Raw genomic sequence first — 12312 nt, forward strand, 5'->3', positions numbered from 1 at the left:
CCGGATGTCGCCTGCAGATGGTCGCCGCGATCGTGTGGCGGCTGCTGCGCTGCAGGCTTATCCTGCGCTACGCCCGTTTCGTTCTGTTCTGTCTGAGAACGGCTAAAGCTGCGGCCAGCAGTGCCCGGGCCCGAAGAAGATGTTGCGCAGGATCTGGAGGGCATGCGTGTTGCACGCCGATCCCGGTTACCGGCCGCGCCCGCCCGGCAGTGAGCGCAGTGGTCTGTTGGCCGCGCCGAATCCCGACGTGCTTACTCTTCGCTCATCGGCGCGACATAGCCATCCGGCTTGTCGGCATTGCGTTCGAACAGGAACTTCTGCAACTCGGCTTCGAGAAACGCGCGGTGCTTGGGGTCGCGCGGCGACAACCGGTTTTCGTTGATCAGCATGGTCTGATGCGCCAGCCAGGCCTGCCATGCGCTCTTGCCGATCTGCGCGAACACGCGCTGGCCGAGCTCGCCGGGATACGGCACAAAATCCAGGCCTTCGGTGTCGCATTGCTGGTACTGGCAGAACACGGTGCGGGACATGCGGATTCCTTTGAGTGCGCGCCTAGAGGGCGTCGAGCAGTTTGCGGATCGGCGCCGGCAGGCCCAGCGATGCGAGATCGGCGCGGGCGACCCAGCGCAGGTCGTCATTGTCGCGTACCGCCGGGCGCAGTGCGACCTTGCCGAGGCGCATGGGCTGCAGATGCAGGCGGTAGTGACTGAAGGTGTGCACGATCAGCGGCAGTTCGTCGGCGCGGTCGTAGTTGCCATCGATATGTTTGTCGAACCATGCGCGCATGCCGCTGTCGGTCTCGGCCTGCGGCAGCGTCCACAGCGAGGCCCAGATGCCGGTCGGTGGGCGGCGCTGCAGCAGGATCTGCCTGTCTGCGTTTTCCAGCAGCAAGGCGGTGGCTTCGCGCTCGGGCAACGCCTTGCCGGGCTTGGGCGTGGGCAGTGCGTCCACCAGGCCATCCCGGCGCGCCACGCAATCGTCCTGCAGCGGGCACAGCACGCAGGCCGGTTTGGCGCGTGTGCATAGCGTGGCGCCGAAATCCATCTGTGCCTGGGTGTAGTCGGCCAGGCGGCCGGCCGGCACCTGTGCCACATGCGTCGTCGCCAGTTGCCACAGCTGCTTTTCGATCGCCGGCAGGCCGGGATAGCCGGCAATGCCATGGAAGCGCGTCAGCACACGTTTGACGTTGCCGTCCATGATCGCGAAGCGGTCGTTCCAGGCCTGGCTGAGGATCGCGCCGGCGGTGCTGCGGCCGATGCCGGGCAACGCCAGCAACGCATCGAAATCGCGTGGCAGCTCGCCATCGTGCCGGGCGACGCATTGCCGGGCAGCGGCATGCAGGTTGCGTGCGCGTGCGTAGTAGCCCAGCCCGGCCCAATGCGCCATCACGGTGTCGTTGTCGGCCGCGGCCAGGTCGGCCAGGGTCGGGAAGCTGGCGACGAACTTGTGGAAATACGGAATGACCACCGCAACCTGGGTCTGCTGCAGCATGATTTCCGACAACCACACCCGGTAGGGCGCGCGCGGATGTTGCCAGGGCAGGTCGTGGCGGCCGTGGCCGTCGAACCAGTGCAGCAGGCGGTCGACGAAGGCGTCAGCGGTGGCAGTGGCGTGATCGGCTGGCATGGGGTCTGCTGGCGAAGGAGGGCGATGACGGCGGGCGGATGACGCCCGGCTGTGCGCGTATGGCGATAGGCCGATCAGTGCAGCGGAAACGCAAGTCCAACCCGGCATTGGTCGCAGAAGAAGCCTTCATCGCCAGGCCAGTGCGGTGCGGCCGGTGCATGGTAATGAACCAGCTCCGCGTTGCGCCGCGCCTGCTTGCGCAACGCCGCCGGCAATGGCTGGGCGAACTCCAGGACACGCCTGGCGCGCGACCAGTGGCCGGACGCGTCCCGCACCGTGCAGCCTGCCTGCAGCGCCTGCGCGCACAGCGCTTGCAGATGCGGGCAGGCCTCTGCCACTCAGCTGCCCAGGGCTTCCGGCAGCAGGGCATCGACGAAGGCGACCGGGTCGAACACGCGCAGGTCTTCCGGGCGTTCGCCGATGCCGGCGAAGCGGATCGGGATATTGAACTCGCGCGCCAGTGCGAACACCACGCCGCCCTTGGCGGTGCCATCGAGCTTGGTCACGACCAGGCCGGTGACGCCGACCGCGGCATGGAACTGGCGCAGCTGCGAGATGGCGTTCTGGCCGGTGGTGCCGTCGATGACCATCAGCACCTCGTGCGGTGCGGCAGCATCGATCTTGCCGAGCACGCGGCGGATCTTGCCCAGCTCGTTCATCAGCCCGGTCTGGGTGTGCAGGCGGCCGGCGGTGTCGGCGATCAACACCTCGGTGCCACGCGCCTTGGCGGCCTGCAGCGCGTCGAATGCCACCGAGGCGGCATCGGCATTCTGCCCCTGCGCGATCACGGCCACGCCGTTGCGATCGCCCCAGGCCTGCAGCTGCGCCACCGCCGCGGCGCGGAAGGTGTCGCCGGCGGCCAGCATCAGGCTGTTGCCGTCGTCCTTGAAGCGCTTGGCAAGCTTGCCGATGGTGGTGGTCTTGCCGACGCCGTTGACGCCGACGGTGAGCACCACGAAGGGCTTGGCCGAGCGGTCGATGACCAGCGGTTTGGAAACCGGCTGCAGCAGCGCGATCAGATCGGCGCGCAAGGCCTTGAACATCGCCTGCGCATCGGCGAACTCGCGCGACTTCATGCGCTTGCGCAGCCCTTCGACCAGGGCGGTGGTCGCGCCGATGCCGACGTCGGCGGTGATCAGCGCGGTTTCGATCTCGTCGAGCAGGTCGTCGTCGAGCTTGGGGTTGCGCGAGAACAGACCGCCGAAGCTGCGCGCGAAGCTGCTGTTGCGCAGACGGTCGCGCCAGCCCGGCTTGCCGGCCGGGGCGGCCGGTAGCGCATCGCGCTGGCCGTTGATGCTGTCGTTGTCGGAACTGGCCGGCACTGGGGCGCTGATCACGGCCGGGGCGACGACGCCGGGCGCGGCGGTGGGCAACGGGGCGACGGCCGGTTGCACTGCGGGCGCAGCTGTTGCGGCGGCAGGTGTCACGACAGCGGGTGTCACGACGGTAGGCGTGGCAGCAGGCGTTGCGGTCGACGGTACGACTGCGGGCGCGGCGCCTTGCGCAGGCGTCGGTGCCGGCGTGCCTGCCGGCTGCGCGGGTGCGCTGTGCGGCGGCACGACCACCGATGGCGGCACCACTACCGTGGGTGCGTGCGGCGCGGCAGACGGAAGCGGATCGGGCAGCGCCTGCAGGGCCGCAGGTGCCGGCGTGGCCGGCGGCGTGGGTGCATTGGGGACTGCGGCAATGCTCTGCGCCTGGCCAGTGCGCGTGGCAATGTCCTGGGCGAACTGGTCGGCCGGTGCCGCGGCAGGCGGCGTTGCGGCGGGCGTCGGCGTTACCGCATCGCTGCGCGCCGGTGCGGCAGGCGCTGGTGTGGCCGATGTGCCGGGTTCGGCAGTCGGCATTGCCTCGACCGGCGATGCCGGGGTGGCGGCAGACGGCGCGGTGGGGAATGCGGCTGCCAATTCTTCCAGGCTATAGCGCGAGGTACGCGCGCTGTCGGGCGTGGTGGGCTTGTTACGGCGGAAAAAGCTGGCCATTGGCAACGCGGTAGGGGAAACCCGGAATTCTACCATCCGGGCCCAGAGTCGCCTTGACGCGACCTTCAGCGCGGCCCTGGCGGGGCCACCTCCTGCGCGCCGAGACAGCGGTGCAACAACCGGCGCAAACCGCATCGCTGCGGTATCGCCAATGCTGCCGAATTCGGCATTTGTGCCAGCGGTGTGTCAGCGTGTGTTTGCGCGCCTACAACTGACCCTTGAGCGCACGGTAATCACGCGGGGTCATGCCGACGGTTGCCTTGAACTGACGCGCGAATGCGCTCTGGTCGGCAAAGCCGCAGCGTTGCCCGATGCTGGCGATGCTGTCGTCGCCGTACAGCAGCCGCATCGCCGATTCGATCCGCAGCTTGGTCAGCAGTTGCTGCGGGGTCACCTGGAACACGCGGCGGAAGTGCCGTTCTAGCTGCGCCACCGACAGGCCGGCCAGGTCGGCCAGGCTCTGCACGCGCAGGTTGTCGCCGAAGTTGGCCTGCATGTGATCCATCACCTGGCTCAGGCGCTCGTACGCCGAGTGGCGGCTGTCGGGCTGGCCCAGATCGCGCGAAATGCCGACCACGCCAATCACTTCATTGGCCTCGCACAGCGGGCGTTTGAAGGTCAGGCACCAGCCGGGCAGGCGGTTGGGATACAGATGCACCTCCAGCTGGTTGTCGATGAGCTCGCCACACAGCACGCGGCGGTCCTGCATCATGTAGCTGCCGCCCAGCGGCAGCGGGAACACTTCCAGTGGCGAGCGGCCGATGATTTCGCTGCGCAATTTGCGTCCGAGCCGGCGCACCAGCGTCAGGTTGCAATGGGTGTAGCGGCCCTCGCTGTCCTTGATGAAGAACACCACGTCCGGCAGCGCATCGAACAGCGTCTGCATTTCCAGCGCGGGAAGGTTGAGGTCCATCGGCGTCATGGTGGCGGTCACGATTGACGGCTGCACGAAAGGCGCGGCCCTGTATTGATCCTAGCGCAAACGCGGGGCTGTGAACCGGGTTGTCGATTGTGCGGATTTCCGCATTTGCAACTCGCATTGGACGCTAGTCGTCCGCCAGCCGGCAGTGGGAGCATGGGCCATGCACACCATCGACGTCATCGACTCCCATACGGCCGGCGAACCTACCCGCGTGGTCCTCTCCGGCTTCCCCGATCTGGGCGATGGCGATCTGGCGCAATGCCGCGAGCGATTTGGCCGCGATTTCGACCAGTGGCGCAGCGCGATCGCCTGCGAACCGCGCGGCTCGGACACCATGGTCGGCGCCTTGCTGCTGCCGGCCCGCGACCCCAGCGCCTGTACTGGGGTGATCTTTTTCAACAACGTCGGCTACCTGGGCATGTGCGGGCACGGCACCATCGGCGTGGTGCGCACGCTGGCCGAGCTGGGGCGCATTGCGCCGGGCCAGCACCGCATCGAGACGCCGGTCGGCACGGTCGGCGTGGAACTGGCCGAAGACGGCAGGGTGTCGGTCGACAATGTCGACAGCTATCGCGTTGCGACCGACGTCGACGTAGACGTGCCCGGTTACGGGCCGGTGCGTGGCGATGTGGCCTGGGGCGGCAACTGGTTCTTCATCACCGGGCAGGCGCCGTGTGCGCTGGACCTGGCACATCAGCGCGAGCTGACCGCCTATACCGAAGCGATCCGGCTGGCGCTGGAAGCGGCCGGCATCACCGGCGAGGCCGGTGGCGAGATCGACCATATCGAAATCAACGGCAGCGCACCCGACGGCAGCGGCGTGTCGCGCAACTTCGTGCTGTGCCCGGGGCTGGCCTACGACCGTTCGCCGTGCGGCACCGGCACCAGCGCCAAGCTGGCCTGCCTGGCCGCCGACGGCAAGCTGGCCGAAGGCGAGCGCTGGGTACAGCAGGGCATTCTGGGCAGCGCCTTCGAAGGCAGCTATCGCCTCAGCGGGCGCGGCATTGCGCCACGCATCAGCGGGCATGCCTACATCACCGCACGCGCGCAGCTGCTGATCGATCCGGCCGACCCGTTCGCCTGGGGCATCGTGGCCTGATGGACGAAGTGCGGCCCGCATCGGAGGGAGTTGGCAGCGCGCCGGCCGCCGATGCGGCGCCGTCGGCAGCGTCCACGCGACGCAGCTACGACCTGATCGTGGTGGGCGCGGGCATCGTCGGCGCGGCCTGCGCCGAGGCGGCCGCATGCGAAGGACTGCGCGTGGCGATCGTCGAGCCAGGGCCGATCGGTGGCGGTTCCACCGCGGCGGCGATGGGGCACCTGGTGGCGATGGACGACGACCCGGCCGAGCTGGCGTTGTCGGCGTATTCGTTGCGGCTGTGGGAGCGCTTCGCACAACTGAGCGAGGCCGAGTTCAGCCGCTGCGGCACGCTGTGGGTGGCCCGCGATGCGCGCGAACTGGCGGCGGTGCCGGCCAAGATCGCGCGGCTGGCGGCGGCCGGCCTGCATGCCGACGCTGTCGACGCCGGCCAGTTGTATGCACTGGAGCCGCAACTGGTGGCGGGCCTGGCCGGCGGCATGCGCGTGCCCGATGAGGCCGTGGTGTATCCGCCGCGTGTGGCGCGGCATCTGGTGAGCCTGGCCTGCAAGGCGGGCGCGCAGCTGTTTGCCGGCCGCAAGGTGGAGCAGTTGCAGGCGCATGGGGTGCGTCTGGACGATGGCCAGCTGTTGGCCGGCCCGGTGCTGGTGGCCAGCGGCGTGGCCTTGCCGCAGTTGTTGCCGGAGCTGGCGCTGCGCCCGCGCAAGGGCCATCTGGTCATCACCGACCGGCATCCTGGCTTGATCCGGCATCAGCTACTGGAACTGGGCTATGCCGATTCGGCGCATGGCGCCGACGCCACCAGCGTGGCCTTCAATGTGCAGCCGCGGCCGACCGGGCAGATATTGATCGGCTCCTCGCGCCAGTTCGGCGAGCACGATCGCGCGCTGTCGCTGCCGGTATTGCAGCAGATGTTGCAGCGCGCATTCGCCTATCTGCCGGTGCTGCGCGAGTTGCAGGCGATCCGGGTATGGACCGGGCTGCGCCCGGCCACGCCGGACGGACGCCCGTATCTCGGGGCAGTGCCCGGCCGGCGCGATGTGTGGGTGGCCGCCGGTCATGAGGGGCTGGGCGTCACCACGGCGCTGGGGAGCGCCCGGGTGATCGTGGACAGCCTGCTCGGGCGCACCCCGGCCATCGACCCCAGCCCGTACGCTCCGGCGCGCGCCGTGCATGGTGCAGCCGCATGAGCGCGACGGTACGCCTGCACGTGGATGCGCAAGCGGTCGAGGTGCCGGCCGGCGCCAGCGTGGCCGCTGCGGTGGCGCTGGCGACGCTGCAGTTCCGGCAGTCGTGCAGCGGCCAGCCGCGCGCGCCGTTGTGCGGCATGGGCGTGTGTTTCGAATGCCGGGTGCGCATCGACGGCATCGGTCAGCAGCGCGCCTGCCTGGTGGATGCGCGCGACGGCATGCAGGTACGCACCGATGTCTGAGCGCGTGCAGCATTTCGATGTGCTGGTGATCGGCGCCGGCCCGGCCGGCCTGGCGGCGGCGCAGGCAGCGGCCAGTCATGGCGTACGGGTGGGCGTGGTCGACCTGCAGCCGCGTGCCGGCGGGCAGGTGTGGTGCAACGATGTGCGGCACGGCGCGCCGGCCGATGCGCGCGCGCTGTTGCGGCAGGTGCAGGACGCGGCGTCGATCACGCTGCTGACGCAAACGCAGATCCTGCTGGCGCAGCCGGGCTGGCTGCTGGCCGATGGCCCGCACGGTTCCCTGCAACTGCATTACGCCGCCCTGGTGCTGGCCACCGGCGCGCGCGAATTGCTGCTGCCGTTTCCGGGCTGGACCTTGCCCGGCGTCACCGGCGCCGGCGCGGCGCAGGCGCTGGCCAAACAGGGCTGGCCGCTGGCCGGCAAGCGTGTGGTGGTCGCCGGCAGCGGCCCGCTGCTGCTGGCCAGTGCGGCCACCTTGCAACGGCATGGTGCGCAGGTGCTTGGCATCCACGAACAGACCTCTGCAGCTGCGTTGCGGCAGTTCGCATTGCAGCTGTGGCGCTGGCCGGGCAAGGCGGCGCAGGCGGTGGCGCTGCGCCTGCAATTGCGCGCGGTGGCGTATCGCGCCGGCAGCTTTGTCGTTGCCGCACATGGCGACACGCAACTGCGCGAAATCGAGATCGAAGGGCCCACCGGCCGCACGCGTGTTGCCTGCGACCAGTTGGCGGTGGGCTATGGCCTGGTGCCGAACACCGAGCTCGCACAGCTGCTCGGTTGCCGGCTGGACGCGTACGGCGCGCATCAACAGGTGCATGTGGATGCGCTGCTGCGCACCAGCGTGCGGCAGGTCTTTGCAGCGGGCGAGGCCTGCGGCATCGGCGGGCGCGATTGCGCGCTGATCGAAGGCGCGATGGCCGGGCATATGGCTGCCGACGTGCCGGACGCTGCGCTGCGCCTGCAGCGGCGGCGGCGTGCCGCGCGTGCGTTCGCCGAGGTGCTGCAACAGCAGTTCGCTCTTGATCCACGCATTCGCGCGCTGGCGCAGCCCGACACGCTGGTGTGCCGCTGCGAAGACGTGCCGCTGGGCGCGCTGGACAACTTCAACGATGCACGCGATGCCAAGCTCGCTTCGCGCTGCGGCATGGGCGCCTGCCAGGGCCGCATCTGCGGCACCGCGCTCGCCGAGCTTGGGCGCTGCCCGCCCGCGCTTTCCACCGACGCCGGCCGCCGGCCGCCGTTGTTCCCGGTCCGCCTCGCGGCGCTGGCCGACCCGTTCACTTCCGACTCGCAAGGGAATCATCCATGAGTATTGCTGCGTTCTGGCATGGCGTGCTGCCGGCCATCACCACCCCGTTCACCGCCTCCGGCGAGATCGATCACGACTTCCTCGCCAAGCACGCCAATCAACTGGTGGATGCCGGCTGCACCGCGATCGTGCCGCTGGGCTCGCTGGGCGAAGCGGCCACCTTGAGCGTGGACGACAAGCTGGCCGTGCTCAAGACGCTGGTTGGCGCATTGAACGGCCGCGTGCCGGTGGTGCCGGGCATCGCCAGCCTGGCGACCGGTGAGGCGGTGGCGCTGGCCAAGGCGGCCAAGGACCTCGGTTGCGGCGGGCTGATGGTGTTGCCGCCCTACGTCTACTCCACCGACTGGCGCGAGATGGGCGCGCATGTGCGCGCGGTGATCGCCGCCACCGACCTGCCGGTGATCCTGTACAACAACCCGGTGGCCTACAAGACCGATTTCGGCCCGGCGCAGATCGCCGAGCTGGCCGCCGAATTCCCCAACCTGCAGGCAGTGAAGGAATCCTCGGGCGACGTGCGCCGCTTCGCCGCGCTGCAGGAGCTGCTGGGCGATCGTCTGGCGCTGCTGGTGGGCATGGACGATGCCATCGTCGAAGGCCTGAGCATGGGTGCCAAGGGCTGGATCGCCGGCCTGGTCAACGCCTACCCGAAGGAATCGGTGCGCCTGTTCGAACTCGCGCGCGACGGTGGCTACCCGGCGGCCAAGGAACTCTACGACTGGTTCCTGCCGCTGCTGCGCCTGGATACCGTGCCCAAGTTCGTGCAGTTGATCAAACTGGTGCAGGAAAAGGTCGGCGTGGGCAGCGAGCGCGTGCGCGCGCCGCGCCTGGTGGTCGACGGTGCCGAGCGCGAGGCCGCGCTCGAGGTCATCGACCACGCCATCGCCACTGCGCCCAAACTGTCCTGACGATGAGCTCGCGCTGCACGCCACCGGATGAGCGCTGCGCACGGATGCACGCGCGGACGCGGTGGCCGGCGTAGCGCGAGGTGGGTCGATGAGGATGTGGCATCAGCGCGGCATCCTCGTCGTTTTTTGGTCGGCCGCTGCCGCACAGTGCGCAGGGTCTGTCCTCATGCAACCGAAGGTGCCGCAATGAACGAGACGCTCCAATCCCCTCCCACACAGCAGGCCGAGGTATTGCTGGCCGGCCGGTGGCAACCCAGCCGCGCGGCGGGCGCCAGCTTCCGTGCCGCCGACCCGAGCACGGGTGAGGCGATCGGGCCGCAGTTTCCGGTCAGCGGTGCGGAGGATGTCGAAACCGCGGTTGCGGCAGCGCAAGCGGTTGCAGCGGAACTTGCGGCAGCACCGGTCGAGAAGATTGCGGCGTTTCTGGACGCCTACGCCGACGCACTGGACGCCGATGCCGACACCCTGGTGGCGCTGGCCCACGCAGAAACCGCACTGCCGGCGCCCACACGCTTGCGTGGCAACGAGCTGCCACGCACCAGCGGGCAGTTGCGTCAGGCCGCCCAGGCGGTGCGCAGCTATAGCTGGACCCAACCCATCATCGATACCGCTGCCGATCTGCGTTCCCATCTGGCGCCGCTCGGCAAGCCGGTGGTGGTGTTTGGCCCGAACAATTTCCCGTTCGCCTTTAATGCGATTGCCGGCAGCGATTTCGCCTCGGCCATTGCCGCGCGCAACCCGGTGATCGCCAAGGCGCATCCGCTGCATCCGGCCACCAGCCAGCGCATGGCGCAGCTTGCGCACACAGCCTTGCTTGCTGCGGGCCTGCCGGCTGCGGCGGTGCAGTTGCTGTATCACTTTGACAACGCCACTGGCCTGCGGCTGGCCGGCGATGCGCGGCTGGGGGCGATCGGCTTCACCGGCAGCCGTGCGGGCGGGCTGGCGCTGAAGGCCGCCGCCGATGCGGCTGGCGTGCCGTTCTATGCCGAGCTGTCCAGCGTCAACCCGGTGTTCCTGCTGCCGGGCGCACTGGCCGAACGCGGCGCGGCGCTGGCGCAGGAATTCTTCTCCTCGTGCACGCTGGGCAGCGGCCAGTTCTGCACCAATCCCGGGGTGGTGGTGGTGCCGCAGGGCGAGGCCGGCGATGCGTTCGTGGCCGCGACCACGGCGCACTTCGAAGCCGCCATGCCGATGGTGCTGTTTTCCAGCGCAGGCGTGGAAGGCGTGCAACACGGTGTGGCAGCCCTGCGCGCTGCCGGCGCCGCGCTGCTTGCCGGCGGGCATACCGGCGAAGACGGCTATCGCTACGCGCCGACCTTGTTGAGCGTGGATGCGCAGGCGTTCCTCACCAGTCCGCATGCGCTGCAGACCGAGGCCTTCGGCCCGGTGAGCCTGCTGGTGCGCGCACGCGACGTGGCGCAGATGACGCAGATCGCCGCTGCATTCGAAGGCAACCTCACCGGCACCTTGTACCGCGCAACCGATGGCAGCGACGATGCGGCCTGGCAGGCCATCGCCCCGGTGCTGCGGGCGCGGGTGGGGCGCTTGATCAACAGCAAGATGCCGACCGGCGTGGCGGTGAGCGCGGCGCAGAATCATGGCGGGCCGTTCCCCAGCACCGGGCATCCGGGCTTCACCGCGGTGGGCATGCCCGGTTCGATCCGCCGCTTCGCGGCCTTGCACAGCTACGACGCGGTGCCGGACGCCTTGCTGCCGGCCGACTTGCGCCAGCGCAATCCGGGGGGCGTGGCGCGCCTGGTCGATGGGCAATGGAGCACCGCAGACCTCGGAGCCGGCACATGAGCAGCCAGATCGGCGGGTTGTCGCTGGAACAGGCGCGCGCGCAATTGACGCCGTGGACGCAGCGCGCCGCGCCGATCGCCGCGCAGGAATACGCACAGCGCATCGAACGCGCACGCCGCCTGATGCGCGCGCACGGCGTGGATGCGCTGTTGATCGGCGCGGGCACCTCGCTGCGTTATTTCACCGGCGTGCCCTGGGGCGCGAGCGAGCGCCTGGTCGCGCTGCTGCTCACGCTGGACGGCGACCCGGTGCTGATCTGCCCCGCGTTCGAAGAAGGCTCACTGGATGCGGTGCTGAAGATTGCGGTCGCCAAACATCTGTGGGAAGAACACGAGGACCCGTACGCACTGGTGGTGCAGGTGATGGACGACCGCCACGCGCATGCGCTGGCGCTGGATCCGGGCATCGCCTTTGCCGTGCACACCGGCCTGCGCGCGCACCTGGGCACGGCGATCCGCGATGCCGCGGCCATCATCGACGGCTGCCGCATGTGCAAGTCACCGGCCGAGCTGGCGCTGATGCAGCAGGCCTGCGACATGACCTTGCTGGTGCAGCGGCTGGCCGCCGGCATCGCGCAGGAGGGCATCGGCACCGACCAGCTGGTGCGCTTCATCGACGAGGCGCATCGCGCGCTGGGCGCGGATAACGGTTCGACCTTCTGCATCGTGCAGTTCGGCCATGCCACCGCCTTTCCGCACGGCATTCCCGGCGTGCAGCACCTGCGCGCAGGCGAGCTGGTGCTGATCGACACCGGCTGCACCGTGCAGGGCTACCACTCCGATATCACCCGCACCTGGATCTACGGCACGCCCGATGACGCGCAACGGCGCATCTGGGACCTGGAACAGGCGGCGCAGGCAGCCGCGTTTGCGGCGATCCGCCCCGGGCTCGCCTGCGAAGCGGTAGACCAGGCCGCGCGCAGCGTGCTGGAGGCCGCAGGACTGGGGCCGGACTACCGCTTGCCGGGATTGCCGCACCGCACCGGCCATGGCTGCGGCCTGGCGATCCACGAAGCGCCGTATCTGGTGCGCGGCAATGCGCAGCCGCTGCAGCCGGGCATGTGCGCCAGCAACGAGCCGATGATCGTGGTGCCCGGTGCGTTCGGGGTGCGCCTGGAAGACCACTTTTACGTCACCGATACCGGCGCGCAGTGGTTTACGCCGCCGTCGCCGGCGATCGACCAACCGTTTGCATGAGCCGTTACAGGCTCACGCACGTGTAGGAGCGCACCCGGGCG

Annotated in this window: 11 protein-coding genes; 7 read left to right on the plus strand and 4 right to left on the minus strand. The window is 69.3% G+C overall.

The window, feature by feature from the left end; all coding sequences use genetic code 11:
• Positions 1-251: 251 nt before the first annotated feature.
• The 4 genes from XARJCFBP2528_RS02575 to XARJCFBP2528_RS02595 all read right to left on the minus strand — a co-directional run bounded on the left by XARJCFBP2528_RS02575 (position 252) and on the right by XARJCFBP2528_RS02595 (position 4530).
• On the minus strand, positions 252-530 hold the full coding sequence (locus tag XARJCFBP2528_RS02575; protein ID WP_016902008.1) for an oxidative damage protection protein: 279 nt from the start codon (positions 528-530) through the stop codon (positions 252-254).
• Between the two features lie 22 nt (positions 531-552).
• Positions 553-1626, minus strand: coding sequence for an A/G-specific adenine glycosylase (mutY, locus tag XARJCFBP2528_RS02580; protein ID WP_047124274.1), 1074 nt, complete (start codon positions 1624-1626; stop codon positions 553-555).
• A 338-nt stretch (positions 1627-1964) separates the two neighbouring features.
• Positions 1965-3608, minus strand: coding sequence for a signal recognition particle-docking protein FtsY (gene ftsY / locus XARJCFBP2528_RS02590; RefSeq protein ID WP_047124276.1), 1644 nt, complete (start codon positions 3606-3608; stop codon positions 1965-1967).
• A 205-nt stretch (positions 3609-3813) separates the two neighbouring features.
• Positions 3814-4530 carry an AraC family transcriptional regulator gene (locus XARJCFBP2528_RS02595; protein ID WP_024937898.1) on the minus strand — a complete coding sequence of 239 codons (717 nt, stop codon included), beginning with the start codon at positions 4528-4530 and terminating at the stop codon, positions 3814-3816.
• 160 nt (positions 4531-4690) lie between these two features.
• On the opposite strand from XARJCFBP2528_RS02595, the gene XARJCFBP2528_RS02600 reads away from it, so the two are divergent.
• From XARJCFBP2528_RS02600 to XARJCFBP2528_RS02630, 7 genes are all read left to right on the plus strand, one after another.
• Positions 4691-5629 (plus strand): proline racemase family protein, encoded by a 939-nt coding sequence (locus XARJCFBP2528_RS02600; protein WP_047124277.1) that lies wholly within the window; start codon positions 4691-4693, stop codon positions 5627-5629.
• Positions 5629-6819, plus strand: coding sequence for an NAD(P)/FAD-dependent oxidoreductase (locus XARJCFBP2528_RS02605; protein ID WP_016902002.1), 1191 nt, complete (start codon positions 5629-5631; stop codon positions 6817-6819). Before XARJCFBP2528_RS02600 ends, XARJCFBP2528_RS02605 begins: the two co-directional genes overlap by 1 nt.
• Positions 6816-7061 carry a 2Fe-2S iron-sulfur cluster-binding protein gene (locus XARJCFBP2528_RS02610; protein WP_047124278.1) on the plus strand — a complete coding sequence of 82 codons (246 nt, stop codon included), beginning with the start codon at positions 6816-6818 and terminating at the stop codon, positions 7059-7061. The genes XARJCFBP2528_RS02605 and XARJCFBP2528_RS02610 overlap by 4 nt, the downstream gene beginning before the upstream one ends.
• Entirely contained in the window at positions 7054-8367 is a 1314-nt protein-coding gene (locus XARJCFBP2528_RS02615) for an NAD(P)/FAD-dependent oxidoreductase (RefSeq protein ID WP_047124279.1), read from the plus strand. The genes XARJCFBP2528_RS02610 and XARJCFBP2528_RS02615 overlap by 8 nt, the downstream gene beginning before the upstream one ends.
• The gene (locus tag XARJCFBP2528_RS02620) at positions 8364-9272 is read left to right on the plus strand and encodes a dihydrodipicolinate synthase family protein (protein WP_047124280.1); all 909 of its coding nucleotides are present in this window, start codon (positions 8364-8366) and stop codon (positions 9270-9272) included. The genes XARJCFBP2528_RS02615 and XARJCFBP2528_RS02620 overlap by 4 nt, the downstream gene beginning before the upstream one ends.
• 186 nt (positions 9273-9458) lie before the next feature.
• Entirely contained in the window at positions 9459-11075 is a 1617-nt protein-coding gene (locus tag XARJCFBP2528_RS02625; protein ID WP_047124281.1) for an aldehyde dehydrogenase family protein, read from the plus strand.
• Positions 11072-12271, plus strand: a complete 1200-nt coding sequence (locus XARJCFBP2528_RS02630) for a M24 family metallopeptidase (protein WP_039522072.1) — start codon at positions 11072-11074, stop codon at positions 12269-12271. The genes XARJCFBP2528_RS02625 and XARJCFBP2528_RS02630 overlap by 4 nt, the downstream gene beginning before the upstream one ends.
• Positions 12272-12312: the final 41 nt, after the last annotated feature.

This window comes from Xanthomonas arboricola pv. juglandis, from assembly GCF_001013475.1.
Classification (GTDB): domain Bacteria; phylum Pseudomonadota; class Gammaproteobacteria; order Xanthomonadales; family Xanthomonadaceae; genus Xanthomonas; species Xanthomonas arboricola.

What these genes read in the sequence shown, in the direction of transcription:
- XARJCFBP2528_RS02575 (WP_016902008.1), bottom strand. Translation starts at nt 530, where the DNA reads ATGTCCCGCACCGTGTTCTGCCAGTACCAGCAATGCGACACCGAAGGC.
- mutY (WP_047124274.1), bottom strand. Translation starts at nt 1,626, where the DNA reads ATGCCAGCCGATCACGCCACTGCCACCGCTGACGCCTTCGTCGACCGC.
- ftsY (WP_047124276.1), bottom strand. Translation starts at nt 3,608, where the DNA reads ATGGCCAGCTTTTTCCGCCGTAACAAGCCCACCACGCCCGACAGCGCG.
- XARJCFBP2528_RS02595 (WP_024937898.1), bottom strand. Translation starts at nt 4,530, where the DNA reads ATGACGCCGATGGACCTCAACCTTCCCGCGCTGGAAATGCAGACGCTG.
- XARJCFBP2528_RS02600 (WP_047124277.1), top strand. Translation starts at nt 4,691, where the DNA reads ATGCACACCATCGACGTCATCGACTCCCATACGGCCGGCGAACCTACC.
- XARJCFBP2528_RS02605 (WP_016902002.1), top strand. Translation starts at nt 5,629, where the DNA reads ATGGACGAAGTGCGGCCCGCATCGGAGGGAGTTGGCAGCGCGCCGGCC.
- XARJCFBP2528_RS02610 (WP_047124278.1), top strand. Translation starts at nt 6,816, where the DNA reads ATGAGCGCGACGGTACGCCTGCACGTGGATGCGCAAGCGGTCGAGGTG.
- XARJCFBP2528_RS02615 (WP_047124279.1), top strand. Translation starts at nt 7,054, where the DNA reads ATGTCTGAGCGCGTGCAGCATTTCGATGTGCTGGTGATCGGCGCCGGC.
- XARJCFBP2528_RS02620 (WP_047124280.1), top strand. Translation starts at nt 8,364, where the DNA reads ATGAGTATTGCTGCGTTCTGGCATGGCGTGCTGCCGGCCATCACCACC.
- XARJCFBP2528_RS02625 (WP_047124281.1), top strand. Translation starts at nt 9,459, where the DNA reads ATGAACGAGACGCTCCAATCCCCTCCCACACAGCAGGCCGAGGTATTG.
- XARJCFBP2528_RS02630 (WP_039522072.1), top strand. Translation starts at nt 11,072, where the DNA reads ATGAGCAGCCAGATCGGCGGGTTGTCGCTGGAACAGGCGCGCGCGCAA.